The organism is Thermococcus peptonophilus (genome assembly GCF_001592435.1).
Taxonomy (GTDB): domain Archaea; phylum Methanobacteriota_B; class Thermococci; order Thermococcales; family Thermococcaceae; genus Thermococcus; species Thermococcus peptonophilus.
In genome coordinates, this window is sequence record NZ_CP014750.1 from 1,171,441 (window position 1) to 1,197,980 (window position 26,540).

Annotated in this window: 21 protein-coding genes; 11 read left to right on the plus strand and 10 right to left on the minus strand. The window is 48.4% G+C overall.

What is annotated here, in order from left to right; all coding sequences use genetic code 11:
* The first annotated feature begins 74 nt into the window (after positions 1–74).
* The 8 genes from A0127_RS06280 to A0127_RS06315 all read left to right on the plus strand — a co-directional run bounded on the left by A0127_RS06280 (position 75) and on the right by A0127_RS06315 (position 9,617).
* Positions 75–653 carry a hypothetical protein gene (locus A0127_RS06280; protein ID WP_054840656.1) on the plus strand — a complete coding sequence of 193 codons (579 nt, stop codon included), beginning with the start codon at positions 75–77 and terminating at the stop codon, positions 651–653.
* The gene (locus A0127_RS06285) at positions 653–1,813 is read left to right on the plus strand and encodes a Kiwa anti-phage protein KwaB-like domain-containing protein (protein WP_062389381.1); all 1,161 of its coding nucleotides are present in this window, start codon (positions 653–655) and stop codon (positions 1,811–1,813) included. The genes A0127_RS06280 and A0127_RS06285 overlap by 1 nt, the downstream gene beginning before the upstream one ends.
* Positions 1,810–3,000, plus strand: coding sequence for a restriction endonuclease subunit S (locus tag A0127_RS06290; protein ID WP_062389384.1), 1,191 nt, complete (start codon positions 1,810–1,812; stop codon positions 2,998–3,000). The genes A0127_RS06285 and A0127_RS06290 overlap by 4 nt, the downstream gene beginning before the upstream one ends.
* On the plus strand, positions 2,993–4,864 hold the full coding sequence (locus A0127_RS06295) for a GmrSD restriction endonuclease domain-containing protein (RefSeq protein WP_062389387.1): 1,872 nt from the start codon (positions 2,993–2,995) through the stop codon (positions 4,862–4,864). The genes A0127_RS06290 and A0127_RS06295 overlap by 8 nt, the downstream gene beginning before the upstream one ends.
* Positions 4,836–7,856 (plus strand): type I restriction endonuclease subunit R, encoded by a 3,021-nt coding sequence (locus A0127_RS06300; RefSeq protein ID WP_062389391.1) that lies wholly within the window; start codon positions 4,836–4,838, stop codon positions 7,854–7,856. Before A0127_RS06295 ends, A0127_RS06300 begins: the two co-directional genes overlap by 29 nt.
* Positions 7,853–8,584: a M48 family metallopeptidase gene (locus A0127_RS06305; RefSeq protein ID WP_062389394.1), complete on the plus strand. Its 732-nt coding sequence runs from the start codon at positions 7,853–7,855 to the stop codon at positions 8,582–8,584. The genes A0127_RS06300 and A0127_RS06305 overlap by 4 nt, the downstream gene beginning before the upstream one ends.
* A gap of 36 nt (positions 8,585–8,620) precedes the next feature.
* Positions 8,621–8,917: a hypothetical protein gene (locus tag A0127_RS06310; protein WP_156471170.1), complete on the plus strand. Its 297-nt coding sequence runs from the start codon at positions 8,621–8,623 to the stop codon at positions 8,915–8,917.
* A gap of 295 nt (positions 8,918–9,212) precedes the next feature.
* On the plus strand, positions 9,213–9,617 hold the full coding sequence (locus tag A0127_RS06315) for a hypothetical protein (RefSeq protein WP_156471171.1): 405 nt from the start codon (positions 9,213–9,215) through the stop codon (positions 9,615–9,617).
* 346 nt (positions 9,618–9,963) lie between these two features.
* Here the strand turns inward: A0127_RS06315 and A0127_RS06320 are convergent, their stop codons facing one another.
* Positions 9,964–10,707, minus strand: a complete 744-nt coding sequence (locus tag A0127_RS06320; protein ID WP_062389401.1) for an RlmF-related methyltransferase — start codon at positions 10,705–10,707, stop codon at positions 9,964–9,966.
* A 37-nt stretch (positions 10,708–10,744) separates the two neighbouring features.
* Positions 10,745–12,010, minus strand: a complete 1,266-nt coding sequence (locus A0127_RS06325; protein ID WP_062389404.1) for a M20 family metallo-hydrolase — start codon at positions 12,008–12,010, stop codon at positions 10,745–10,747.
* A gap of 112 nt (positions 12,011–12,122) precedes the next feature.
* Here A0127_RS06325 and A0127_RS06330 point away from each other — a divergent pair, with 112 nt between their 5' ends.
* Entirely contained in the window at positions 12,123–12,938 is an 816-nt protein-coding gene (locus tag A0127_RS06330; protein WP_062389407.1) for an MBL fold metallo-hydrolase, read from the plus strand.
* Here the strand turns inward: A0127_RS06330 and glmM are convergent.
* The 7 genes from glmM to A0127_RS06365 are packed head-to-tail and all read right to left on the minus strand — an operon-like array spanning position 12,925 to position 23,513.
* Entirely contained in the window at positions 12,925–14,295 is a 1,371-nt protein-coding gene (gene glmM, locus A0127_RS06335) for a phosphoglucosamine mutase (protein ID WP_062389411.1), read from the minus strand. The two genes, A0127_RS06330 and glmM, sit on opposite strands and share 14 nt — an antisense overlap.
* A gap of 29 nt (positions 14,296–14,324) precedes the next feature.
* Positions 14,325–14,726 carry a UPF0146 family protein gene (locus tag A0127_RS06340; RefSeq protein ID WP_062389414.1) on the minus strand — a complete coding sequence of 134 codons (402 nt, stop codon included), beginning with the start codon at positions 14,724–14,726 and terminating at the stop codon, positions 14,325–14,327.
* Positions 14,727–14,759: 33 nt separating this feature from the next.
* Positions 14,760–15,878, minus strand: a complete 1,119-nt coding sequence (locus tag A0127_RS06345; protein WP_062389417.1) for an ABC transporter ATP-binding protein — start codon at positions 15,876–15,878, stop codon at positions 14,760–14,762.
* 32 nt (positions 15,879–15,910) lie between these two features.
* Entirely contained in the window at positions 15,911–19,987 is a 4,077-nt protein-coding gene (locus A0127_RS06350) for a glucodextranase DOMON-like domain-containing protein (RefSeq protein ID WP_062389420.1), read from the minus strand.
* Between the two features lie 9 nt (positions 19,988–19,996).
* Positions 19,997–21,244: an ABC transporter permease subunit gene (locus A0127_RS06355; protein WP_062389424.1), complete on the minus strand. Its 1,248-nt coding sequence runs from the start codon at positions 21,242–21,244 to the stop codon at positions 19,997–19,999.
* Positions 21,241–22,143 carry a carbohydrate ABC transporter permease gene (locus A0127_RS06360; protein WP_062389427.1) on the minus strand — a complete coding sequence of 301 codons (903 nt, stop codon included), beginning with the start codon at positions 22,141–22,143 and terminating at the stop codon, positions 21,241–21,243. The genes A0127_RS06355 and A0127_RS06360 overlap by 4 nt, the downstream gene beginning before the upstream one ends.
* A gap of 38 nt (positions 22,144–22,181) precedes the next feature.
* Positions 22,182–23,513, minus strand: coding sequence for an extracellular solute-binding protein (locus A0127_RS06365; RefSeq protein ID WP_062389433.1), 1,332 nt, complete (start codon positions 23,511–23,513; stop codon positions 22,182–22,184).
* A gap of 239 nt (positions 23,514–23,752) precedes the next feature.
* Here A0127_RS06365 and trmBL1 point away from each other — a divergent pair, with 239 nt between their 5' ends.
* Both trmBL1 and A0127_RS06375 read left to right on the plus strand, forming a co-directional pair.
* Positions 23,753–24,778, plus strand: coding sequence for an HTH-type sugar sensing transcriptional regulator TrmBL1 (gene trmBL1, locus A0127_RS06370; RefSeq protein WP_062389435.1), 1,026 nt, complete (start codon positions 23,753–23,755; stop codon positions 24,776–24,778).
* Between the two features lie 49 nt (positions 24,779–24,827).
* A complete protein-coding gene (locus A0127_RS06375; protein ID WP_062389438.1) occupies positions 24,828–26,174 on the plus strand; it encodes a glycogen synthase in 1,347 nt (448 codons plus the stop codon).
* Here A0127_RS06375 and A0127_RS06380 read toward each other — a convergent pair.
* A complete protein-coding gene (locus A0127_RS06380; protein ID WP_062389441.1) occupies positions 26,171–26,533 on the minus strand; it encodes a ribonuclease P protein component 2 in 363 nt (120 codons plus the stop codon). The two genes, A0127_RS06375 and A0127_RS06380, sit on opposite strands and share 4 nt — an antisense overlap.
* Positions 26,534–26,540 lie beyond the last annotated feature (7 nt).

A 26,540-nucleotide genomic window follows, 5' to 3' on the forward strand; every position in this document is an offset into this window, starting at 1 on the left:
TGTGAGTTTTTGATGTTATCCCCTTATTTTAAATCTTCCATCGCATTAGGGATCCCCTAAAAGGTGATACTAGGATGGAAGAGAAACCAACATTACTCACAAGCCTGTGGCTTTTTCTTAGTTCATACATACCCTTATGGATTATATTGCTAATTCAGACATATGATGGGATGACAGGATTTCATACAATATTTTTTGGTTCGCTGACTGTATTTTCCTTACTCTCATTGCTTCTCTTTTTAAGAGTGGCAAAACAGAAAATAAATGTTGGTGGAGAAAAGAGAATTTGTGATGATTTTATAGTGATAGATGATTATCAGGAAATGAATCATATATACCTAGAATATCTGATCACGTACGTTGTCTCTATGATGGCATTTATCCCGAAAGATCAAGGAGTAAGAAATGTCCTGACTTTTCTAGTGTTTATGTTCATGGTGTTCATGTTTTACCTTAGGGCAAATCTCATCTATGCAAATCCCGTGCTGGGTGCATTAGGGTATAATCTGTTTAAAGTAAAGAACAGAGAATCGGGTCATTGGGTAATATTAATAACTAGAAAAGACAAAATACTACTTGCGGATAAAACTAACCCAGAGAGAATTTGTGTATCAAGCCTGTCAGGTAATATATATCTGGAGGTCGAAGACTGATGGGTGATGAGAGTGAGAGGAGCCGGGCTCTTGCCAGAGTGCCGACAATCATAACTCTAAAGAAATTCCACTCAAGGATTAATGAAGTTAGAGACATGACAGTTGATGTGTATCTTGTGGAAAATACCGGTAAAAGAACAAAAGACCCAAGAGCTTGGTTTAAAACACACAATCTAGTTCTCCCCAATAAGTACAAGAGAAAAATTGTAAAGTTATTCAACCAGAGATTCTTGAGAGTTATCAACAAAGTATCAAAAGATGAGACAGAGTTTACAAACTTTTTTGACTATAACAGGCCCTTTTCAGTGGGAGTTGTCAGATATATTGAACCTTCCCATATTCCCGGATTTTGGGTAATATGGAATCAGATAAAGCAAGGGGGTTCTGTATCTTCGACATCAGCTAGGAGTGTGAAATCCATTGTTGGTTATGTTCTTGATATACAGTTCAAGGAGGGGGGTAGGGTCGCCTTTTTTGTAAAGAATAGAAGGTCATTCATTCTCAAGAAGAACAGCATAATGGTGGGATTGTTTAGAAAACAGTTATCAATAGCAACTGATGATTATACATCTATCCCCCTAGCAATTGATTCAATATACTTTGAGTTCCCAGATAGTGACAATGATGGATGGTTGCTGGTGTTGAACACAAGATACTTTGAATCATTCTTCAAGTACTATGAGCACTACAAGCAAATTACTCAGGAAACAATATTAAAACTCAAGGAGTCTGGCCTTATCGAATTTGAAAATGAGGAGAAGATTATGAAGTATGCTCTCAGTACTGTGACAATATTTAGAACACTAACACAACTCCAAAAGAGCAAGTTTTTCAGCTTCATAACAGATGACGGAATTGACACAGGTTCAGAAAGATACAAAAATTTTGTCAATGATCTGCTAGACCAGCTGGATGTTCTTAAGGCAAAGGAGAGGCCGAACCTTAAGGTAACTGAAGATGGGGAACACATCAAAATTAAGATTGAGGACAAAAAGGGTCTGAAGCAGTTCATAGAGATATGTCAAGAGAAGTACATAGCAAGTGTCGGTAAACGGAGTGGGGTAGTAAAATTTTATGAAGTTAAGGGTGGCGTGAAGGAACTTAAGCAAGTCCCCCTTGATGCATGGTTATGGGCAAAATCAGAGGGTGAGTCTTCATGACTGGTGAATTCAAGGAGACACCAATTGGGAAGATACCTAAGGAGTGGAACGTCTTTGAGTTAAAAGAAATCGCAAATGTAAAATATGGAAAGGCTATTCCTAAAAAAGGAGGAGAGATTCCTGTTATTGGTTCCAGTGGCATTTATGCTTGGACAGACAGACCCTTAGTTGAATTTCCAACATTAGTGATAGGAAGAAAAGGAACTGCGGGAGCAGTACATTTAGTAGAAGTTCCCTCTTGGCCATCAGATACTACCTTTTACTTGGAATTTAAGAAGGATATTGATATTAAATACCTTTATTACCACATGAGTTTCTTCAAATTATCTGGAACCCATGCCCAAACAACGCTTCCAAGTCTTAAGAGGGAGTTTTTAGAACATTATTATGTGATCTATCCCCCACTCCCAGAACAGAAGAAAATAGCCGAAATATTGTCCACAATTGATAAGGCAATCGAGAAAACTGATGCCTTAATCCATCACTACCAGCAACTCAAGAATGCCTTAATGCAAAGACTGTTCACCGAGGGGATTGGGCATACAAAATTCAAGCCAAGTCCCTTAGGGCAAATTCCTGCTGAATGGGATGTTGTTAAGATTGGGGATATAATTGAATTTGCCCAGTATGGACTCTCAATAAAGATGTATGATGAAGGGCAGTATCCTATTGTTAAAATGGATAGCATAATCAATGGAAAAGTCATGCCTGTAAATCTAAAATATGTGGATTTAGATGAAGAAACATTCAACAAATTTAAATTGGAAAAAGGAGATATATTGGTCAATAGGACAAACAGTTATGAGCTTGTTGGCAAGACAGGGATCTTCATGCTTGAGGGAGACTATGTTTTTGCTTCATATCTCATTAGACTTCGGCCCAAGAAAGATATTGTTGACTCGGCCTTTTTGACATATTACCTGATACTGTCTCAAGACAGACTAAGGCAAATTGCAACTAGGGGAGTAAGCCAAGCTAATATTAATGCCACCAATCTGAAGAAATTCCTAGTACCCCTACCACCACTTGATGAACAAAAGAAAATAGCCCAGATTCTTATGACAATTGATAATAAAATTGAGGCTGAGATAAAGACAAAAGAGGAGCTTGAGAAACTCAAGCTAGGTATGATGGACAAACTTCTCACGGGAAAAGTTAGGGTTAAGGTGGGTGAGAAAAGTGGATAAGCTCGACCCGAAAATGGAGAATCTGCTTGAGATATTAAAACAGGCCGAAGAAGGGAAATTAGTCCTTCCCCAGTTCCAAAGGGACTTTGTATGGTCAAGACAAGACATTAAGGACTTGCTGGTCTCGCTTCTTAATGGCTACTTTGTAGGTACTTTCCTCTTCCTTAGAACGGATCCTGCCAACCCCCCATTCACATGGAGGCCAATCCAAGGTGTTACTCTACCAATTGATAGAGATGGGAATTATATTGCAGAACCAGAGGCTATGATCCTTGATGGCCAGCAGAGAATAACATCCCTTCACTATGTATTCTATGCACCGCCGAAAGAAGTTGTTACACCAAAATATACCAGCAGAAGATACCTCTTCTTCCTGAGACTTGAAGAGCTAGAAAAGGGTAATGTTGAGGATGCTGTGTTCAGCGTGAATGAAGATGATGCTAAAAAGTACTTGGACAAGGAATATCAGTTTGAGCACAAAATAGTTCCATTCACACAGCTCTCCAATAAAGAGAAGTGGGAAGATTGGGTAGAGGAATTCATAGAGTACCATGTTGACAAGTACATAGAGGAGAACATCGGTGAAGATGTTAGCTTTAAACAGGGTAGGGAACTCACTCAGGAATACAAGAAGCAACTTAAGGAAAAGGCTAGCCTTTGGGAGAAGTACATTAGCAATCTCCTAGAGTTCAAAGTTCCAGTTCTTTATTTACCGAAAATTGAACCAAACAATAAACAAAAGCTTAGTGAAGTCTGCACAATATTTGAGAAAATGAACAGTACAGGAGTTAAGTTATCAGTCTTTGATCTCCTGACTGCCAGATTGTACAAAGATAATATCGATCTTCATAAAATATGGCAGGACACTGTTGATTCATTTGAGGGTATCAGAAAGTTGTCCGAGGACAACCCGGATCTCTTTAAAGTGTTGTTACTTAGGGCACTAGGTCTCATGAGGGTGCTTAGGGACAAAGATAAAGACAAGGGCGAGAAGGAAATTAGTGATGTTAAAAACAGGTCTTTAATTAATTTGTCACCAGCGAATTTTGAAGAAGATTGGTGGACTATAGCAGAATACTTTAACAGAGCCATTGAGCGAGTTATGAGCACTAATCAAGATGGATTTGGAGCATTCTTGCCAAAGTGGGTTCCTTACAAGCCCATGCTTCCAGTTTTGGCAACACTCCTCTATTATGTGGAGGGCACCAAAGAATTATCCCCAATGGAAAAGAGCAGAGCTTACACACTGATAAAGCAATGGTACTGGAGTTCTGTATTCACCGAGAGATACAGTAGTGCCGTTGAATCAAAGTCTCTGAGTGATACACTTGAGCTGATAAGAGCCTTCAAAGAGCCTGAGTTTGTACCCTCAATGATCAATGAAGCAAGAATAAGGGTACCATCCTTGAATTTATATGCAGTCTCAAGAAGTGGAAGTGCAATTTATAGAGGTATCATGAACTTAATTGCATTAAACCATGCACGGGACTTCTTGCAAGTTGACGCAATAGAATTCCATAACCTAGAGGATCACCATATATTCCCTCAGGCATTCCTAAGAAGACAGGGTCTTGGAGACAAAGATAAGTCGAAGATCAACACCATACTCAACAGAACTCTCATCAGCGATGAAACCAATAAGAAAATTTCAGCAACATCTCCAAGAGAATATATTAATTGGATCCCCGGGGATATAGAGGAGGTTCTCAAACCCCACTTTATTGACTCAGAGTGCATTGATGCCATGAGGAAGAATGATTATGATAAGTTCCTAGAGAGAAGGAAAACACTTATTCTAAATAAAGTGCAAGAGCTCATAGGCGGGGGAGGGGAGAATGCCAACACCAGAGGAGAGGATATCTGAATATCCCTTTGTCAACATTTTATCTAATGAACTTGGCTGGAAGTATGTGCCTCCCTCAGAATTGAGGGAGGAGAGAGATTACAACTCAGCTCTTCTTAAAGACAGGTTAATACGGGCTCTTCTTAGGATAAATGCTGGGAAGATAAGTAAGGAAGATGCAGAGCAGGTAGTTAAAAAGTTAGAATATCTCCCTCATACTATAGAAGGAAACAGGGATTTTCTGGAGATTTTGAAAAATGGCCTCTCCTTCAAACCAAAAGGCTCGAAATTCCACAAGACGGTCTGGTTAATTGATTATGATAACATCGAAAATAATGAGTTCTTGGTGACTAGGCAGTTCTATATCAAAGAGGGTGAGAATAGGAGAAGACCAGACATTGTTCTCTTTATTAATGGAATCCCAGTTGTGGTGATTGAAGTCAAAAGTCCCACTACTGAAACTGAAACCCTTGAAGTCGCATACTACCAAATAAAAGATTATGAGTCCGCTGTTCCCAAGCTATTTGTCTTCAATCAATTCAACATTATCTCCGATTGGACTGAAGTTCTTTATGCCCCAACCTTTTCAGATGCTCCTTTGGACATGTGGGGAAAATGGAAAGACCCTTATCCCCACAACCTTAATGTAACTTATGAGGAGGATCCCATTAGAGTAACTGCGTATGGTATGCTATCAAAGGAAAATCTCATTGACATAATCAGGAACTTCATATTCTTTAGATATGAGAAAAATAAGCTTGTAAAAATAATTGCGAGATACATGCAATTCAGAGCCACAAACAAAATCCACTATAGAGTTCTCCGGACTTATCTTAGTGAGGACAATAAAAAGACGGGACTCATATGGCACACCCAAGGTTCAGGAAAAAGTTTGACAATGTTTTTCACAGCGTGGAAATTGTACAGAACAGAGAAACTTGATAATCCTACTATTGTAATAGTGGTTGACAGGGATAATTTAGAACAGCAGATGTTTGAGACCTTCCAAAAACACAAATTCAATGTTAAGAGAGCTTCCTCAATACCAAAATTAATCGAGATGTTGTACAATGATGAGAGAGGTATAATACTAACTACTGTTCAGAAATTCCAAGAGCCTCGGGAATCGAAGGATAAAGGGAGGACAAGGAGATACAGAGAAATGTTCGAGGCCCTGAAGAGTGGGAACCGGCCAATAAATAAGAGGCAGAATGTTATAGTCCTAACTGATGAGAGCCACAGAAGTCAGTACGGTGTGTTGGCCATAAATATGAGAGCTATGCTTTCGAATGCATTCATTTTTGGTTTTACTGGTACACCAGTAGCAAAGGATGAGAGAAATACTTTTGAAAAATTCAACCCTCCGGGCGAATTATATTTGGACAGGTATTCAATTGAAGAGTCAATACGGGATGGATTCACAGTCCCAATTTACTACCAGTACAGAGGGGTCAAGTACAAGGTGGACAAAGAGTTAGCTGACAAGTTATTTGAATCGGAGTTCTGGATGCTAGATGAAGGGGCCAAGAAGAAACTCCAAAAGAAAGTTGACAGGAAGCTCTTACTTAAGCTTAGGAAAAGAATTGAGCTTGTTGCTAAGGACATTGCAGAGCACTATCAAAAATACATAGAACCCTTGGGTTTCAAAGGGCAAGTGGTTGCAGTGAACAGATGGGCTTGTGCCTATTACAAAGAAGAACTGGATAAATATCTTCCTCCTGAGTGGAGCGAAGTAGTGTTCTCACCAAGAGATGATGACCCACCAGAGCTGAGGAAATATCATAAGAGTAAGGAAAAGATTGAAGAAATTGTTGAGAAGTTCAGGCATGGAGATACTCCCAAGCTCCTCATTGTGACAAACATGCTATTAACGGGATTTGATGCTCCAGTAAATCAAGTCATGTATTTAGATAAACCTTTGAGAGACCATAATTTGTTACAAGCTATTGCCAGAGTAAACAGGCCTGCACCTAGAAAAGAGTTCGGACTGATAGTTGATTACAGTGGGGTGTTCGAGAATCTGGAGAAGGTTCTTAATTTCTATCAGGAGGATATCAAGGGAGTAGCATATAATTATGACTCTCTAAAAGAAGGCTTCAAGAACTTGTATAATGAACTTGTTGAATTTTTGGGTGGTATTGACCAGATTAATAAAAACACCCTCGATTATTATGTCATTGGCTACCTAAGAGATCCAGCTAAGGGCAAATTCTTTGAGGAGAAATATCAGCAACTTGCAAAATTGTTTGAGTTTATTTCCCCAGATCCCTTCTTGGCACCGTACATTGATACTTACAAGAAAATAACTGCCATTTATAAAGCATATGTGAGAAAATACAAAGGAAAGAAAGACAGAAAATTCAGGGAGTATTATAAGAAAACTGAAAAGATAATTGAGAGAAGCGTAGAAGCCAAAGAGATTGAGGATAAATTCCCCTTAATCAAATTTGATGTTGAGTACTTAGAAAAGCTATCATCAAAAATTGAGAATGGGGAAGCAGATGATTCAAAACTTATTGATCTTGCGGTGGTATTAAAGAGCTGGTCTGAGAGAAACAAAAACAAAGGGCCTGCATACCAAAAGTTATCTGAGAGAATTGAAAAACTAATAAAAAGAATCTATGAAAACGCCGAGAAGATAAAGGAATTCACTAAGCAACTTCATGAATTATCTCAGGAAGTTATTGAAATTGAGAAGGAGCCCGTGAAATATGGTCTTAGTTCTGAAGAGTTCCTTCTAATGTCATTCCTTCATGAAAAGTTGGGTGTTGATAAGCAGACAGCGAAGAAGTATGTACTCGAACTGAAAGAAGAACTAAAAGACAAGATGTTTGATGGATGGACTACTAGAGAGAGCGCTAAGGCTGAGGTCGAGCAGAGCGTCAGGCTGTTCTTATTGGTTAAACTGGCCGAAATGAATTTAGAGCCCAGCGAACTTGAGAAAAAACTAGATTCGATTCACAAGGAGTTCTTTGAACTGCTGGTAGAGAACTTTGATGAGGGCTGGAAGTGAGTGCAGAGACTTTATCATCTCTTCCAATTTCAATTGAAGTTAAAGACGTCAAGTTAGCTAGGATAATAATCAGGCCAGATGGTATTGTGTGGGTTGTAGTTCCTCAGGGATATGATAGATATGATGTGGAACAACTATTGTCCAAAAAGAGAGAATGGATTATTCAACAGCTCTCACAAATAGAGTGGTATAAGAAAATCGCCTTGAGTGAGAACTTTTATCTCTTTGGGACCCCCGTTAGGTTGAATATCAAGTATCACAATGCACACAGTAGCAAGTTGACTATTTTAAATAACAAAGTCATTTTATCTATCCCCAAATCTAGGAGAGGACAGGAGATCAGCATTCTTGAGAAGGAGCTTAGAAAAATACTCAGAAATAAGCTGAATGCGATTTTGACCCAATATTCAAAACTTCTAGGAGTCAAATACAATAGAGTCTCAATAAAGAAGCACAAGAGTAAGTGGGGTAGTTGTTCCAACAAAAATAACCTTAACTTTAATCTGGCCCTTTTATCCCTTCCTGAGGACACCCTAAGGTATGCTGTCATACATGAGCTTGTTCATTTGATTGAGAAAAGGCACACTAAAAAATTCTGGCTCATTGTTAGTTCATTGGTTCCGGACTACAAAAGACATGAAAAAATTCTAGAAGAACATTGGCTAATTGTTTGGAATAATGAGATCTGGAGAAAGATACTGGCTATTCCAGAGATTGAGATTTATTAGGCAATGTTTTTATATTTTTGAGGTGATCTCTGTTTGGTGATGAATATGGCAAGGTCGGCAAAGAAGAAAACTGAGAGGCGAGCAAAGCATACAATTTTTGTTGATGACAAGGCATTTAACAAATATAAAACCCTTAAGGAAGCAGTCACAAAAGTAACGGGTAGAAGGGCTGACAATTCTGCTGTTATTGATGCCATCATTACGTTAATCGCAGAGAAAGAGCTGTTTGAGGATCTTATTAAAGTCTATCAGAAAAAGCTTGCGGAAAGGAAAGATATCACGGAAGAGACTAAAGTTGATATATCTAAATACCTTGAACTTCTCAAGTCCTGATCTTTTCTTCTTCTCAACATAATGTCAAAGATAGTCCTTTCCTTACTGGCGACAACTCAAACTATTCACAGATCACATACCTATTAACTATCGGCAGGGATTGAGTTAATCCCTAAATGTCTGCCGGCAATTACTCAAAAGATTACTATCTCCCTAATATTTCTTTCCAATCTATATGATTGAAGTCACTAAAATACATGACAAAATGGCGCTATAACCCTAATATTTAATTGAGCACATAAAGCACATAAATGCTGAAAAAGCTTATATAAGTAGTGTTAATTATATGATACTGGTGATAACTATGGAGACATACTATGTGATTTATGGGGTTGATGTGTATGATGACTATATGAAACTGTTGTCGGAGGAAGAGTTCAACACAGTCAGCAATGCAATTATTAAGTTCATTGATAAGGATTGTGAGATTTGCGACATTGTTGCAAAATACAACGTCCGCAATGTTGTAAACAACATTCTATACTACTTACCAGTCCTACTCCAGAGAAGGGAAGTTAAAACTGATGAAGTGTACATTGATGAAGATACAACCCTGAAGCCCGCTGAAGACAGTGAAAAAATCATTAATACCATACTCAAGAACGCAGAATTGATTAGCAAGGCCGACCTTAAGGCTATCGCAACATTCAAAGTCAATGACTCAACCATATACATCTACAGACTTAGAATTGCCGACTGATTTAATTATTTATAAATTTTTAAGGTTGAGATTTCAAATGGTTCGGAATTCGGATAGTAGTGGAGCTGGTGAATAATCCGTTTTTCTTTTCTGTGCGAATGTTATTAAAAGTTTATAAGTATTCTTTTATGAAAATGAGGTGATAGCGTAAGGTTTTTAAGGTTTACAAATGTAGGCATGAGTGGAGCTGGTGAGGTGCGCTCGCACAACTTGAGTGTGTAAGCCCGTAGAGGGCTTATTTGCAAAAAAAGTTGTGCATTGATGCACGGAAATTTAGGTGAACGGTGATGAGAAAGCACCTCCTCTGAGACCGGCGTGAGTGCTGAGACGCCCACGGTCTGAGTCCCTACAGTGATAAAATCAGGCTGTGCCTCCATCTTGTTCCGGCCTTGAACTTAACGTCCCTAACGGAGTAGCCGAGCTCTTTTCCCTTTTCCGCGATAGCCTCTATCAGCGGCTCCTTGTCTGGAAGGAAGATGGCAACTTTGCCCTTTGGATTGAGATATTCGACTGCCTCCTCAATAAGCCTTACGGAAAATGCCTCCCCGTACCTTCCGCCTCCAACACCCTCTTTCTCCGTTAAGACTCCCTTCGTTGGAGTCTCATAGTAGGGCGGTGCTGAAAAGATTACATTGAACATCTCGCCTTCAGGAACGACGCCTCTGATGATTCCCCCATTGCTCTTGATTAGTCTAACCTTTGCCCCGTTTCTTTCAACGTTCCTTCTCGCGTACTCAAAAAATTCTTCGTCAATCTCCGTGGCGGTAACATCGCAGTTGAAGAGCTTCTCAGCCATGAGGGCCATCATAGCCGTGTGTCCTGTTCCTATTTCAAGGACTTTCTCGCCTCCTCTTAAAAACGTCTTCAGGAAGAGGTAGCGCGAGATCGGAGTTGTCACGAGCCCCTTTGGATGGTACTCTATATCCAGCCCGAAGATTGCCTTCGCTATGGCCCTGTTGTAGAGTATCCTTGCGTCCCTGTTCGAGAAGTCCAGCCTTCCTCGTTCATCAAGATACTTCTCCAGCTCTGGGAACAGCTTTACCGCTTCCTTTACCGGCAGCCCTAGTTTTCCATCCTTCCAAGTGGGCATAGAGGAAGTAAAATAGCAGAAAAGAAAAGTCTTTCCATTAGAGAAGAGCCAGAGCGGCCATGACTTTCGCGTCTTCCACCATGTTGTCTATCTTGGCGTACTCGTTGGGCTGATGAGCCATTTCATCCAGAGTGGCCCACACAACAGCTGGAATGCCGAGCTTCCTAAAGAAGGCCGCGAAGGTTCCGCCACCGATTCCGCCAACCTTGGCCTCCTTTCCGCGGAGCTTTTTGATGGCTTCCTTCAGGAGAATCACTATCTCGCTGTTCGGATCCGTTGGAGCGGGAGCGTCGAGCCTCTGGAGAATTTCGACCTCTATCTCAGGCAGAACTTTGCCTTCTATCTCCTTTTTGTGTCTTTCCTTAACCTCTTCAGCGAGAACCTTAACGTCGTTGAGAATATCATCGAGGCCGTAATCTGGCAGAACCCTGCAGTCAAAGACGACCTCGTGTTCTCCAGGTGCTATGTTAGGACTGTCAGCGGGGTTCTTGACCATCGTTGGCTCGAAGGTACTCTCTGGGGGTTCAAACAGCTCGTCCCGCCTGTCGTACTTCTCGTGGAGGAGTTTGTCGAGGTGGTAAGCTAAGTCAATGGCGATGCGGTGGGCGTTCAGCCCCTTGTCCGGCATGCTGGCGTGGACCTGCTTACCCTTCACCTTCAGCTTGAACCAGAGGATGCTCTTTTCGGCGACTTCAATGAACGTCCCGTCCTCGTTTCCACCGTCCGGAACAAGGACGAGGTCGTCCTTCCTGAAAAGCTCGGGGTGGTTCTTTATCAGCCACTCAACGCCGTAGTGGCTTCCTGTCTCCTCATCGCTGACGAAGGCGAGGATTACAGTCCTCTTCGGTCTGATTCCAAGGTTCATCATGGCCCTGACGGCATAGAGAGAGGCGACGAGGCTCTGTCCGTTGTCCTCTGCTCCTCTTCCGTAAACCTTACCATCCTTGACAACGGGTTTGAACGGCTCTGTCACCGTCCATTTGCTCAGGTCTCCAGGCGGGACAACGTCGAGGTGAGTCAGAATCCAGAGGCGTGGGCTTTCTTCGCCCTTCTCTCCATAGTAGTACGCCAGGATGCTCGGCCTAACACCGTTCTTGGCCCTCTCGTCAGGCGCTTCATAAACCTCAATCTTGTCGAAGGGCCAGCCCTTTATTATTTCGAGCAGCCTCTGGGCCTTGTCGTACTCTCCTTCGCCGCCGTAGTCCGGGCTTATGGCAGGGATTTTGATGAGTTCGACGAGTGCCTCCACCATCTCGTCTCGGAGCTTGTCAATCTCCTTAACAACTGTTTCAAGCCTTTCCATTGAAATCACCAGGAAAGAGTCACCTCCGAACCTTAAACAGTTTGCGGGCAATCTTTTATATACTCTCCTTTACATACTCTATCCCGTCCGCAGAAGGAAAGGAGGTGTCCCTTTGATAGAGATAACGTTCCTCGGGAGCGGAGGCGGGAGGTTCATTACCATAACCCAGTTCCGCTCCACGGGAGGATTCCACATATCTGCCAGCAGGAACATCTACGTTGACCCCGGGCCAGGGGCACTAGTCAGGAGCTGGCGCTACAAGCTCGACCCCAGAAAGCTCGACGCCATCTTCGTTTCCCACAGGCACGTCGACCACTGCAACGACCTTGAGGTCATGGTCGAGGCCATGACGGGCGGAGCGCTGAAGAAGCGCGGCGTTTTGATAGCCTCAAAGAGCGTTGTCTACGGTGACGAGGAGCATACTCCCGCGATAAGCCAGTACCACATAAACGTCCTTGAGAGCGTGCACATCCCAGAACCGGGAAGCAAAATTTCGATCGGAGACGAGGAGTTGCTGATAACACCGAGCAAGCACTCCGACCCGACAACAATAGGCTTCAGGATGAGAACGAGCTTTGGTGATATCTCTTATATTCCCGATACAGCGTACTTCGATGACCTCATACGCTGGCACGATGGAGCGAGGGTTCTGATAGCGGCTATAACGAGACCCAGGGACATGGGAATTCCCTACCACATGAGCACAGACGACGCCGTTGAGATGCTCAAGAGCATGGAGAAGAAGCCGGAAGTCCTGGTAATGAGCCACATCGGGATGAAAATGCACTTCGCCAACCCCTACAAGGAGGCAAAGTACATCGAGAACGTCACTGGGGTCAAGACGTACGTTGCCAAGGAGGGCTTTAGAGTAACAGTCGATAAAAAAGAAATAGCGGTGAGAACTTTAAGGCCAGCTAGGTTCGTCTGAGCCTCTCTTTCTTTTCGGCTTCCTTTACAATTCTGGAGACCGTTGAGTAAGCCATCTCAAACAGCTCGTCCCTACGCTTCTCGCTTGGAGCCTCGACCACGACCCTTATCTTCGGCTCAGTTCCGCTAGGCCTTATCAATATCCACGAGCCGTCGTCCAGGGCAATCCTGAAACCCGAAATCGTCAGCACTTCCTTTATCTCGCCGGAGAGCTTCTTCTCGACCCCTTCAGAGGCCTTCTTAACCACTTCACTCTTGTATTCGTCAGGACAGAGGACATTGGCCTTCCTGAGGTAGTATGTTGGAATCTCCTTGACGAGCTCGCTCAGCGGGCCGTTCTCATCTATGAGCTTTATGAGCAGTCCCATCGTTACGAAGGGGTCAATCCACGGGCCGAACTTTGGATGGACGAGCTTCCATGGTTCAGCGGCAAAGATGGCGCCGTACTTCTTTATGCCGTCGTGTGGCTGCCCGAGTGGGATTCTCACGACCCTTCCCCCGGCCCTCTCCACCACATCGTCTATCCTCGAGCCCGTGTCTATGGAGACGACTACAGTTCCGCCGCTGTGCTCCTCCACATAGAGCTTGGCAAAGAGCGCTATAACCGTGTCTTCATCAACGTAGTTCCCCTTCTCGTCGAAGACCGCTATTCTATCAGCGTCCCCGTCTTGGGCTATCGCCAGGTCAGTCCCGAGCTCCTTCACAAGCTTTCCGAGGTAGGCTATGTTCTCATAGCGTGGTTCGGGCTTCCTGCCCGGGAAGTGTCCATCTACGTGGGCGTTGACGCTGAAGACCTTTGCCCCCATCTCGCGCAGAAGATAAGGTGCCACGAGACTTCCAGCGCCGTTTGCCCCGTCGTAGAGGACTTTAATGTTTGTCTCGTGGTTCACGAAGTCCAGAACAGCGTTTATGTAGTCCGGGATAACCTCTACTCTCCTGACGGTCTTTATCTCGTTCCATCTTGCTTTTTTGAATTCTCCGGAGAAGATTACTTCCTCAAGCTCCCTCTCCTGCTCGACGTAGAACTCGGTTCCATCGCCGTTGAAGACCTTTATACCGTTGTCAGTGGGCGGGTTGTGGCTGGCCGTTATCATAACCCCGGCATCTGCCAGCTTCCTCGTCCCCCAAGCAAGCACTGGAGTGGGAATCAGGTCCGCGTCGAGGACCTCCATCCCTGTGCTCAGAAGTCCGGATATCATGGCTTTCTTGAGCATGACGCTTGAAGTTCTCCCATCCCTTCCAACGAGGGCTTTCCCGCTCTTGTAAGTCCCGACCGCCATTCCGATTCTCATGGCGAGCTCTGGTGTAACCTTCTCCCAGAGGGTCCCCCTGATTCCGGCCGTCCCAAAGAGCCTCATACCACCACCGTAGGGAGTTGAAATGAACCTTAAATATCTTTCACGTATATCGCCAGGCCCCGGTAGTTGACGAGCCTCATAGTTCTAGGCATCGTGTCCCCAGCGAGGGGGAGAATGAAGACTGGAAAACCGAGCTTCTTGCCCAGGTCAAGTATCGGCTCGACTATCTCTGGAGTGGGTCTGACGGAATAGAGGGCAACCGCATCCTCATAAAGCTCAAGCCTCGGGTTGAAAAGATCGTCTCTTATGGCCTCTATACCTGCCTCTTTTGCCGCCTCGACGGCCTTTTCATTCCAATCAACGGCGAGAACTCTAAAGCCAAGCTCTTTCAGCCTGAGGGCTACCTTGAACTGAAAGCCTATCCCCAGCTCGGCTACTTTTCCCTTCGGAACCCGTGATGCTATAAAATCTGCGAAGTCCTCAATCGGCATGAGGGAAAAATTGAGAAGAGGCCTTAAAAACCTTCAGAAGACGGCCTTCCCGCTTCCCTTCTCAAAGACGTGAGCCTTCCTCATATCAAAGACAACGTCAACTTCCTGTCCTTCCTTAACCCTCGACTCCGCCGGGAACTTGCCGAGGAAGGTAACGTCTCCAACGCTCAAATGCACTATCTTCTCTCCACCGAGGTTCTCGATGATCTCCACGAGCGCTCTGGCCATGTTCTCCCCCGGAATCTTGACTTGGGCGAAGAGAGCGTCGTAGATGTCCTCCGGCCGTATGCCGAAGATGACCTCCTTTCCGACGAGGTTCTTCTCCTGGAGTACTTCAAACTGGTCGGGCAGGAACTTCAGCCTGAACTCTCCAAAGTCCGCGAAACCATCCTCAGTGACAGTAGCATCCATGAAGTTCATGGGTGGCGAGCCTATGAAGCCTGCAACGAAAGTGTTCGCGGGCCTGTCGTAGACCTCCTCAGGCGTTCCGACCTGCTGGAGCTGACCTGCGTTGATGACGGCGACCCTGTCCCCCATCGTCATTGCCTCGACCTGGTCGTGGGTGACGTAGATGGTGGTGACGCCAAGCTGTCTCTGGAGCTTTTTCAGCTCGGCGCGCATTTTCACCCTCAGCTTGGCGTCGAGGTTCGAGAGCGGCTCGTCCATGAGGAATACCTGCGGCTTTCTCACGATTGCCCTTCCGAGGGCGACACGCTGTCTTTGTCCACCTGAAAGTTCCCTAGGCTTCCTGTTGAGGAGTTCCGTAAGGCCGAGCATCTCAGCGACTTCCCTGACGCGCCTGTCGATCTCGTCCTTCGGAACCTTTCTCAGCTTGAGCGGGAAGGCTATGTTGTCATAGACAGTCATATGTGGATAGAGGGCGTAGCTCTGGAAGACCATGGCGATGTCCCTGTCCTTGGGCGGGACGAAAATTCCCTCCTCCGGGTCGGCGACAAGCCTGTCCCCGATGTATATCTGGCCCTTCGTTGGCTCTTCCAATCCTGCTATCATTCTCAGGGTAGTGGTTTTTCCGCAGCCGCTCGGACCGAGGAGTATCATGAACTCGCCGTCCTTTACGTGCAGGTTCATCTCCCTGACGGCAGTGAAGTCTCCAAACTGCTTCCAGACGTTGATGAGCCTTACTTCCGCCATTTTATCACCCCCAGAATAAAAATTGGAAAGGGTCAGCGCCTCCTCCTGAGGAGGAGTGGAACTACTGCGAGACCAACGAGGAACGCTGGGCCACAGGTCTTACCCTCGCCGCTGGTACTCGTTGAAGTAGTCGTAGTGGTGCTTGAAGTGGTGGTTGGTCCACTGCCACTTCCGCCTCCTCCATGGGGTGTGGTTGTAGTGGAAGTTGTTGAAGTCGTTGTGCTGCTCGTTGAGGTCGTCGATGTCGTGCTCGTTGCGGTCTCCTTTGGTGTCTCCCCACCGGTGCCCCCGACGAGTGGTATCATAACTACCGTGGCCAGTTTTCCGTTCTGGGCGTCGTAGCTCTTGAGCTGTTCCTCCTGGGTTGGTTTGAAGCTCTCTGGAACGAGCATGTCGTAAACCCTCGGCGCGACACCGGCAATGACTGCCTGTGGATCGGCTCCACCGCCCTTCCACTGCTCGGCATCAACTGCAACAGGTCTCCACTTGTCCGGCCCGTAGCCGTCCTGCGAGCCGACAAGGACGCTGGCGTAGAGGCCGTAGTCAGAGACCCCTGGGAAGTACTTCTTCGGGAGCTTGACGATTATGGCATTCTTCGTTGGATCGGCTGAGATCTGCATTTCTCCCTGGATCACTGTACCGTTCGGGAGGACTATCAGGTTACCGTAGTCCCAACCGGCTATCCTGAGGGCCAGATCCCACGGGTGGAACGGGTCGAGGTTGACGTTGGCCCCCGGCCCGTCCGGGAACATCTTTATGGCACTCGTGTTTCCTCCCTTCTTGAAGTCAAAGTAGACCTCTATGATCTGCAGGCTGAAGCCGTTTGGACCGTTCCACGGGTTGTCTCCAAGGTCCTTGAAGTAGAACTCCAGCACCCAGTCGTCGCTCTCCTCCGTCATCTTGAACTTGAGAATGTCGAAGACGCCCGACTTGAAGACTGAGTCGGTCGGGTAGGTGTAGGTTCCGGGCCCGTGATCGTCTCCCTCCGGGTCTTTAACGACTATTCCCTTCTTGATGAGCGGTATCGCCTTGACCGTGGCGAGCTTTCCGTTCTGGGCGTCGTAGCTCTTGAGCTGCTCCTCTTGGGTTGGTTTGAAGCCTTCCGGAACGAGCATGTCCATGACGCGCGGGGCAACGTTGTTTATGACTGCCTGCGGGTCAGCGCCGCCAACCTTCCACTGCTCGGCCTTAACTGCAACAGGCCTCCACTTATCCGGTCCGTAGCCATCCTGGGAACCGCTCAGCACTGCACCCCAAAGACCGTAGTCCTCGTTTATCTGGATGTACTTCTTGGGCACCTTGACGATTATTGCGTTCTTGGTAGGATCGGCCGAAATTTGCATTTCTCCCTGTATCGCGGTGCCGTTCGGGAGGACGATCAAGTTGCCGTAGTCCCATCCGGCTATTCTGAAGGCCACATCCCACGGATGGTCTGGATCGAGGTTCACGTTGGCTCCCGGTCCATCCGGGAACATCTTGATTGTGCTGGTGTTTCCTCCTTCCTTGAAGTCGAGGTAGACCTCGATAATCTGCAGGCTGAAGCCGTTGGGTCCGTTCCACGGGTTGTCACCGAGGTTCCTAAAGTAGAACTCCATGACGTAGCTGTCGGTCTGTTCGAGCAGTCTGAAGCGGAGGAGGTCAAAGACTCCGGGCTTGAAGACTGAGTCGGTCGGGTAGGTGTAGGTTCCGGGCCCGTGATCGTCTCCCTCGGGATCGGTAATGTCAACTATGACTGCACCCTTGACCTGAACCGGGAGCTTAAGTTCGACCGGTGAGCTTATTACCTCCAGCTCGCCGTTCTCGTTTACCGTTGAGACTGCAAAGTAGAAGTCGCTCGGGTTGGAGAGGTAGTCGAACGGGACAACAACCTCGACTCCGCCCTCAGTCTTCTTGGCCGTAACGTCTCCAACCTTCTCGTTAGTATCGTAGCCATCGGCCTTGTAAACTTCAGCTTTTCCGTCCTTATAGACCACGTGAACCGTGATCGGCATGCCGACGCTATCCTTTGAGAACGGGAACAGTGAGTACCTGAGTTCTGTTGGTTTTTTCTGAAGGAGTGTGAACGTGTTGCCGATCCTCTCGTCCGGGCTTCTGAGGCTGATTTCAAACTCCTTCAGGTCACCCTTGACGAGGAAGTGGAGGCCGTCGCTCTCGAAGTAGACTTCAACCCCCTTAGCCAGGGCAGACTCGCTTGAGTACTCCTTCTTTTCGCCCTCTCCGAGACCGTCCAGTGCCCTCGTGATGTAGGGCTGGCCGTCCGGGAAGTAGTTTCCGTAGAGGTAGCTCGGCGGCTCAACACCCGCCAGCTTGTAGATCTCGTAGAGGTAGGTCTTCATGTAGCGGTCGAAGGTGTAGTCCTGGCCGCTGTCCTGATCGTTGCCGTACCACCAGAACCAGTCGCTCGCCTCTGCCCTGAGGAGGTACTCGTAGGCCTTGTCCCAGTCGTTCTGGCTCATCTTTGCCTTGTTCTCCATCAGGGCCTTTCTAGCCAGGTAGAGCCAGTACCAGCCGTAGTTCTCCTGGGGCTCGCCTATCCAGGTGGAGAGAGTACCGTCAATCCAGCTCGACTCGGGCCACTGCATCTCTTCTTTGATCCCGGCCATGTCGTAGAGCTCTCCAAGGCTCTTGGCCTTGAGAAGTGCATTCACATTGTCCTCAGTAGTGAAGTCGAGGCGCTCCATCATCTTCGGGGTGAGCTTGTTTGCTTTGTCGCCGTAGAGCTTGATGTACTCACTGGGTGTGACTGTCCTTATCAGGCCCGCGTTCTGGAGCTCGGTGAGCTTCTTGTAGAGCTCCTCGAGGAAGAGTTTACCGTCGTACGGGTAGTTCTCCCACGGGTTCTCACCGTCGAGTGTGACAACGTAGACGAGGGAGCCATCGTAGTTCTGCTTCTGGAGCTTCAGCAGTTCGTTCACGAAGTCCTGGACGGCCTGGTACTGGTTCATTCCTCCATAAGTAAAGCCAACGCGGTCGCTGAGGGCGTGGTCGCGCGGGAACAGGTAGATCTTCTTTCCGTTGAACTCGGCAACCCATGGCCTGTAATAGTTCTCAACGGTCTTTTCGACACCGAGCCTGTCGAGGACGAGCTGGTCGGTCATGACCCACTGCCAGCCGTTCTCGGCGAGTATCTCAAGGGTCTTGTCGTTGAGTGCTGACTCAGCTGCCCAACCGCCGACTGGGGTTGCCGTTCCGTTGCCTAGATACTTCTTGTAGAGCTCATGGGACTTCTTAACGTGGGCGTCGAAGTCTCTCTCCCAGCCGAAGTCGTTGAGTATCGGCCCTATCGGGTGGGCGTAGGGAACAACGGTGACCTCAACGTTCCCGTTGCCGAGGAGGTAGTTGATCTTCTCGTGCTCCTCGAATGTGTGGTTGAGTAGCCACATCTGGGCGTTGAGAACGGTCTTAACGTCCTCCCTCGTGTAGCCGCCCTCATCAACCTTCTCGTAGAGGGCCTTGAGCTCGGGGTTGCTCATTATGTAGCCGTAGTCAATCCAGGCGAGATTGAAGAGAACCGCGAGGTCTATGTAATCCTGCTCTGTGAACTCGTTTGTTACCGCGACCTTCTGCTCCTCCAGCGGAAGGTTGGCGTACTTGGCCTTCGCGTTCAGCATCTTATTCTTGAGTTCGGTATAGCGCTTCCATATCTTTCTGATCGGGTTTCCGTTCTGGTCAGTTACAGGCTCACCGTTCCAGGGTATCGTGTGGTCAAAGAACCCTCCCGGAACCTGGAGCATCGTCCACTTCTCTTCGACTGTCAGGGGCTCTCCGTTGGCTATCTTTTCGGTGATTACCTGAAGGGTGTCCTTCTTTCCGTTCATGTAGTCGGCTATCTGGGCTATGAGGGAACCCGAGAGGTCTATGGTTACGTGGACGTCGGGATACTCGCTAAGATAGTGGGCCATCTTCCAGTAGTCGTTGGCCGCGTGGAGTCTGACCCACGGCCTCGTGTAGATGTCCTGTATCGGGTCGTAGTAGTAGGGCTGGTGCTGGTGCCAGACTATTATGACGTTCAGCGGCTTTGGTTCTTCTGCCAGCGCGAACTTGGCGTTCGCTCCTATTATACTTCCAACCACCAAAAGGGTAAGGAAAAGGGAAACCAGCCTCTTCATCTTATCACCTCACTCTTTAAGGCCTCCTACGGTGAGGCCGCTTCTTATGTAGTTCTGGGCGAGAATAAACATCACGAACACCGGCAGGGCGAACAGCAGCGCGGCGGCTGCGAAGTAGCTCCAGTCAATTCCCCTGCCGATTCCTCCTAGGAGGGAGTATATCCACACCGCCAATGGCTGACTGTCCTGGTTCAGGAGGAGGCTTGCGAGAATGAACTCCGTCCATCCGCCGATGAAGGCGAACACCGCCACCGTCGCTATCCCTGGGAGCGCCATTGGGAGGAGAACGTGCCTGATTATCTGGAAGTAGTTTGCACCGTCAACAAGCGCCGCCTCATCGAAGTCGGGACTTATTGAGTCTATGTACCCCTTGAGGAGCCATGTGTTGAAGGGCACGCTCCCTGCGGCGTAGATGAAGGCCAGCACCGGAAGCTTGCCGTAGAGGCCGAGCTTGACGAGCATTCCGTAGAGGGCTATAAGCCCGGCTATTCCCAGACCACCTGAGACCTGTGTGAACATCAGGTAGAAGTACAGTACGTGCTCCCTGCCGAAGAACTGGAGTCTTGAAAAGGCGTAGGCCGCCGGGACGACGAAGATCAGTGCCAGTACTACTGTAAGGGTCGCCAGGATCAGGCTGTTCTTCAGATACTTGAAGAAGTTGGAGTTCACGAACTTGCCCAGGGCCGTGAATTCTGCTTTTCCGGTGTTCCTTGCCCTGATGTATCCATCCATCTGTCCGCTGACCTTTACTCCGTTAACCGTGCCCTCTGTGAGTGTGACGTTTCTGACTATTCCAAAGCCTATCGTTCCGTCATCGTTGATCCTCGTCAGGATTATCGTCCCTCTAACCTTCCCGCTCAAGTCCCCGCTGCCGGAGCCGCCGTTGACGGTGAAAGTTATCCTAGAAACAGGAATTTCAAACTTCAGGCCCGTGAAAGGCCCGTATTTCACCGTTCCGATGAGAGTGCCGTCTGTTATGTAGAGCTTGCCGTTCTGGAGTGTTCCCTTTCCGGTTATCCTGCCCTCAAAGTCCTCCATCAGCCTGTCGCCTGAGAACCCAAAGAGGACTTCCCTGTACGAATTCAGGGTGACCTCCTTTGGTATGAGCTCCAGCTCAGTCGTTGCGAGAGTTGATTTCGGGCTTATCGAGACTGTGAAGATGTAGTACACTGGGAAAAGGATTATGAACATTATGAAGACTGCCACTAGCGTCAGGACGAAGCTTTTGAGCATCTCGGATCTCTTACGGCCCATCATCCCTTAGCACCCTCCTGGAGCCTGGTTATCCTAACGTTCACGTACATGTAGACGGCCAGAATGAGCGTGGCTATCACCATTATCGCCGCGGCCCTGCCGTAGTGCGGTGTTGCACCGAATGCCTTCCTGAATCCGTAGAGCAGAAGGAACCTGTCCTCGAAGAGGCCCGCGTTGTAGATGTAAGGCACCATAAAGTACTGGAAGCTTGCGGCGCTTGTGAGTATGGTCGCGAAGGCTATCGGCTTTCCAACTATTGGGACGACGACGTGCCAGATTCTCTGCCAGTAGTTGGCTCCGTCTATGATGGCCGCCTCGATTAGCGTGTCCGGGACCGACTGGAGTGCGGCGGTTATTACGGTCATCATAAACGGATAGGCCAGCCAGACCTCGATTATGTTGAGGGCCACAAACCCCCATGTAGGGTTGTTCACCCAGTCGGGTCCAGTAATGCCGATTGATTTGAGCATCATGTTAATCGGGCCAAAAACGGGGTCAAACATGAACTTCCACACGGTTACCGAGAAGAGGAGCGGCAGCGCCCAGGGGATTATGAGGAGTGACCTGTAGATTGCCTTTCCCTTTACGTACTTGCTGTTGTAGAGCAGGCTGAGAAAGAGGCCCGCGAAAACCTTTAGAGTGACGCTCGTGAAGACGAATATCCACGTCCACTTGAAGGCGTTGATGAACTTGTCGTCCGAGAGCGCCCACCTGAAGTTTTCAAGGCCGACGAAGTGCAGCGGTTCAACTGCGCTCTGTGGATTGTAGATTGGGAAGTTTCCGAGCTGGGCGTTTGTGAACGCCAGGTATATCGAGTAGACTATCGGCCAGAGGTTGAAGAACAGGAACGCGGCCATTCCGGGCAGTATGAGCATCAGTGCAGCAGCGGTCGTCTTCTTCATTTCAGCACCTCCGCAAGGTAATAAAAAGAGAAAGCGGCTCAGCTTGAGCCGATGTCTTGGAGTATCTTCTCCTGGTACTTCTTGAGTATGGCTTCAAAGTCCGCGTTGGCCGGGTCCTTGAGTATCTCGGTTATTGCGCCGTCAACGCCGCCCCAGACTGCGCCCATCTTCGGGCTCTTGGGCATCAGGTAAGCATGCTGAACCGCCTGGCCAAAGCCGTAGATGACCGGGTCGGCCTTGATGTCTGGGTCCTCAAGAACGGGCTTGAGAACCGGGATGTAGCCGAGCTGGAGTGATAGCTCCTTGATGACTTCTGGAGTGGTGGTGAACCACTTGACGAACTTCCAGGCGGCGTCCTTGTTCTTTATACCTGCCGCGAAGTAGATGTCCTTAACGCCACCGTAGGGCCTCGGCCAGTACTCCTTGCCATCCTTGGTGATCGGCGGGAGCGGGACGACGCCGAAGTCAATGCCGGCCTTCTTGACGTCGCTTATGCTCCACGGGCCGTTCACCATCATTGGTGCCCTGCCCTCAAGGAAGATGCTCTGCTGGGTGTTGTAGTCCGGAGTTGGAGCCATGTACGGCCATATCTGAGTGAAGAAGAACTTGAAGCCCTCGATGGTCTCGGGCTTGTCGAGGCCCGGCATTTCGGTCTTGTCGTCGAAGTAGTAGCCTCCGAAGGCCTGGGCGATGCCTGAGATGAAGTAGGAGTTGATCGGCCAGGCTATTCCGTACTTCTCGTTGTCCGGGTCATAGTACTTCTCCATGATGGCCTTCATCTCATCGAAGGTCTTGGGCGGGTTCTGGACCATCTTCTTGTTGTAGATTATCGCAACGGTTTCAGCCGCGAAGGGCATGGCGTAGTAGTGGCCCTTGTACTGCATAGCATCAATCGCCATTGGGGCGAAATCCTTCAGGATGTCGTCGGTGACGTAGTCGTCGATCGGCTCGAGGAGGCCCGCTTCAGCGAACTTTCCAATCCAGTCGTGTGCCCATATGAATAGGTCCGGGCCCTGGCCGCTTGGAATGGCGGCTTTAAGGGCGTCCTCGAGGTTCGGCTTCTGCTCGAAGACGATTTCAACGTTCGGGCACTCGGCCATGTATTCTTCGGCTATGCTCTGGAAGACTTCAAGCTCGTTCGGTTGCATGTTGTGCCAGATAACAACCTTACCGCTTCCGCACTCAACAGCGGGAGCGGTCGTGGTCTCCGTGGGTGAGGTAGTTGTTGTCTCCGTTGGAGACGAGGGCGTCTGGCTTTGGCTGGTGCTTGGGGTGGTGGTTGTTTCGCCACCACCTCCTATACAGCCGCTCGCTACAACGCTCAGGAACAGAACCCCCACAAGGAGGAGGGCAAAGATGCTCTTTCTCATATCCATCACCTAGTTTGGCTATCTGCACTCAAGTATCATCGTGAGTGATATATATACCTTGCGCTTCCTGGCTCATTCCTGATGGCATGAACTCACTCATACCTTGATGACGGATATGTACACCTAGACCCCTAAAGTGGGGGATGTCGCTTGAACCCGAAAACCTTATACACTCATACCACCTTGTATCACTGGTGATGATTAAACTGATGCCAGTGAATTAACCTGGGGGTTAAGCTATGAGGGAAGACGAGATAATTGAAAAGCTCCAGAGGCTCGGCCTCACCAAGTACGAGAGCCTTGCTTACATAACTCTCCTGAAGCTTGGGCCCAGTAAGGCAACCGACATAACGAAGGAGAGCGGGATTCCACACACGAGGGTCTATGACGTCCTCAGCTCCCTCCACAGGAAAGGCTTCGTTGATGTTATGCAGGGCACGCCAAGACTCTATAAGCCCGTGAACCCTGAAGTCGTGCTCGAGAGAATCAAAGAGGAGATAATTGAAGACATTGAGGCACTCAAGAAGGCCTTTCTCGACCTCTACCGCGAGGCCCACGGCGAAGAGCTACCGGAGATATGGACGATACAGGGCTTTGACAACACGCTTGAGAGAGCAGAGCACGTCATAAGGACGGCAAAGCACGAGGTTCTGATAAACACTCCCTTCGAGTTCCTGAAGCTCCTCCAGGGCGAGATAAAGAACCGCAGGGACATAATCTTCGTCATAATCAGCAACTTCGGAGAGGAGATACCGGACTGGCTCAAGGGCGACAATATAATCCTCGCCAGGAGCGGCGGAGCGCCCTGGCTCATGGCGAGCTGGATAATCGGCGACATCGACTACGCCCTCTTTTTCGGCGCTCTGCCCAAGGACAGGAGAAGGGAGAAGTTCTACTCCTTCTGGGCAAAAAGCCCGAGGATAATTCAGAACTACATGCACTGGTTCTACACAATCTACTTCGACAACAGCGAGGTCATAAAACCGCTCGCCTACGAGAGGCTCCAGAAGCCGGTCTCTCTGGTCAACATCAGAACCCTGATCACCGTTCTCAAGTTTGCAGGCCTCCCGAGAAAAGCCGAGATAGTCGGCAAGCTCATAGACACCAAGGAGCCCGTGACCCTCGATGGAGAGATAGTGGACTATGAGTACACGCCTCTTACGGCGAACGTTACCTTCAAGTACAACGGTAAGCAGCTGAAGGTCGGTGGCATCGGCAGCTACTTCGAGGACGTTGAGGGGGAGAAGTTCATCCTCCTCGAGTGACCCTTTTGTTTTTAAAATTTCTATCCCAACTTTTTAACTGGTGAAGAAAATGAGAATCCTAATGCTCGGTTTCGAGTATCTCCCAGTAAAGGTCGGTGGTCTTGCTGAGGCTCTAACGAGCATTGCGGAGGGCCTAGTTAAACTTGGAAACGAGGTCGTGGTCTTCACGCCTGACCACGGAAGGAAGCTCGGTGAGGAGTTTGCCTCTTTCAGGGTTCTCCTTGAGGGTCGGGAAGTTGAAGTAAAAGTCCGAAAGCGGGAGCAGAACGGCGTAATCGTTTATTCCCTCGGTGGAAGCTACCTGGACACGGGTGTTTATCCTGACTGGGAAAAGCTGCTCAAAAAGGCCGTCCTCTTCGGAAAGGCCAGCGTAGGGCTTATGAACCTTCTCATCGGCGAGTTCAAGCCTGACGTAGTCCACGCCCACGACTGGCACACTGTCTTTTCCCTAGGCCTTCTGAAGAAGTACTTTGGGATGAGAAGCGTTTTCACTGTTCACAGGCTCAACAGGGCAAAGGTCCCCGCAAGCTACTTCCACGAGGCCAACCTCGGTGAGCTGGCGCCGTTCCCCGACCTCGACCCGGAGCACACCGCAGGATACGTAGCGGATGCAGTAACGACGGTCAGCAGGAGCTACCTGTGGGAGGAGTGGGACTTCTTCAGGAACTTCGACGGCAAAGTAACCTACGTCTTCAACGGGATTGACTGTTCGTTCTGGAACGAGGAGTTTCTTGAGGGCAGGGATTTGCCGAGGGGGGAGAGAAGAAGGAGAATCCTCCAGCGCTTCGGACTGTCAGATGGAAAGGCTTTCATGTTCATCGGGAGATTTGACAGGGGCCAGAAGGGGGTTGACACTCTCCTCAGGGCTATCGAGCTGGTCTCGAATGACCCCTCTTTTAAATACCTACGTTTCCTGATAGTGGGCAAAGGCGACCCGGAGCTTGAAAGCTGGGCCAGAGAAACCGAACGGCGCTTCCCGAAGAACGTGGGAGTAATAACTGAGCTCCTGCCCAGAGAGACGGTTAGAGAGCTCTACGGTTCGGTGGACTTCGTGGTTGTACCTTCTTACTTCGAGCCCTTCGGTCTCGTCCAGCTCGAGGCGATGTGCCTGGGTGCAATTCCAATAGCCAGTGCAGTTGGGGGCATCAAAGACACCATCATCGATCTCGACGCTGATCCTGAAAGGGCGACCGGGCTTCTTGTCCCGCCGGGAGACGCCTTTTCCCTTGCGAGGATGATAATCCGGGCATCTGAACTCGATGAGGAAACCCTGAAAAGGCTCAGGGAAAACGGGGAGAGGAGGGCCAGGGAGGACTTCACGTGGGAGAAGGCCTGCAGAAGGTACCTACGGGTTTATCGAGACGCTGTTGATAAAGCTATACCTTTTCTACGCTAGCGCCAGCCGTACTCAGCTAAGAACTTTCTCTTCAACCTTTTTATCGTCCCCGAAACGCCGAGTGTTCGGAAGATGGCCTTTGAGCCGTTTATCTCGGTGAGCATTGCCAATGCAAAGCGGAGCTCTTCAATGTGCTTCCTGTCAACCCTAACTATCCCTGTCTGGGTCTTCTCATCGAATTTGATGAACCAAGGCTTTGCCCTTGCCGAGCCGAGAAACCCCAGAGCCGAGAGGCTGGCCTCCCAGATGGCTTTCTTGACCTCGTCCTTCTTGAAGGGCCTCTCTCCGATAACCTGAAAGGCAATGTACCTGTTTTTGTCCCTTAGCGTCGGCGGCAGGTACTTCGGCTTCTCCCTCATCCCAACA

What these genes read in the sequence shown, in the direction of transcription:
- A0127_RS06280 (WP_054840656.1), top strand. Translation starts at nt 75, where the DNA reads ATGGAAGAGAAACCAACATTACTCACAAGCCTGTGGCTTTTTCTTAGT.
- A0127_RS06285 (WP_062389381.1), top strand. Translation starts at nt 653, where the DNA reads ATGGGTGATGAGAGTGAGAGGAGCCGGGCTCTTGCCAGAGTGCCGACA.
- A0127_RS06290 (WP_062389384.1), top strand. Translation starts at nt 1,810, where the DNA reads ATGACTGGTGAATTCAAGGAGACACCAATTGGGAAGATACCTAAGGAG.
- A0127_RS06300 (WP_062389391.1), top strand. Translation starts at nt 4,836, where the DNA reads ATGCCAACACCAGAGGAGAGGATATCTGAATATCCCTTTGTCAACATT.
- A0127_RS06320 (WP_062389401.1), bottom strand. Translation starts at nt 10,707, where the DNA reads ATGCCCACTTGGAAGGATGGAAAACTAGGGCTGCCGGTAAAGGAAGCG.
- A0127_RS06325 (WP_062389404.1), bottom strand. Translation starts at nt 12,010, where the DNA reads ATGGAAAGGCTTGAAACAGTTGTTAAGGAGATTGACAAGCTCCGAGAC.
- glmM (WP_062389411.1), bottom strand. Translation starts at nt 14,295, where the DNA reads ATGAGGCTCTTTGGGACGGCCGGAATCAGGGGGACCCTCTGGGAGAAG.
- A0127_RS06340 (WP_062389414.1), bottom strand. Translation starts at nt 14,726, where the DNA reads ATGCCGATTGAGGACTTCGCAGATTTTATAGCATCACGGGTTCCGAAG.
- A0127_RS06345 (WP_062389417.1), bottom strand. Translation starts at nt 15,878, where the DNA reads ATGGCGGAAGTAAGGCTCATCAACGTCTGGAAGCAGTTTGGAGACTTC.
- A0127_RS06350 (WP_062389420.1), bottom strand. Translation starts at nt 19,987, where the DNA reads ATGAAGAGGCTGGTTTCCCTTTTCCTTACCCTTTTGGTGGTTGGAAGT.
- A0127_RS06355 (WP_062389424.1), bottom strand. Translation starts at nt 21,244, where the DNA reads ATGATGGGCCGTAAGAGATCCGAGATGCTCAAAAGCTTCGTCCTGACG.
- A0127_RS06360 (WP_062389427.1), bottom strand. Translation starts at nt 22,143, where the DNA reads ATGAAGAAGACGACCGCTGCTGCACTGATGCTCATACTGCCCGGAATG.
- A0127_RS06365 (WP_062389433.1), bottom strand. Translation starts at nt 23,513, where the DNA reads ATGAGAAAGAGCATCTTTGCCCTCCTCCTTGTGGGGGTTCTGTTCCTG.
- trmBL1 (WP_062389435.1), top strand. Translation starts at nt 23,753, where the DNA reads ATGAGGGAAGACGAGATAATTGAAAAGCTCCAGAGGCTCGGCCTCACC.
- A0127_RS06375 (WP_062389438.1), top strand. Translation starts at nt 24,828, where the DNA reads ATGAGAATCCTAATGCTCGGTTTCGAGTATCTCCCAGTAAAGGTCGGT.
- A0127_RS06380 (WP_062389441.1), bottom strand. Translation starts at nt 26,533, where the DNA reads ATGAGGGAGAAGCCGAAGTACCTGCCGCCGACGCTAAGGGACAAAAAC.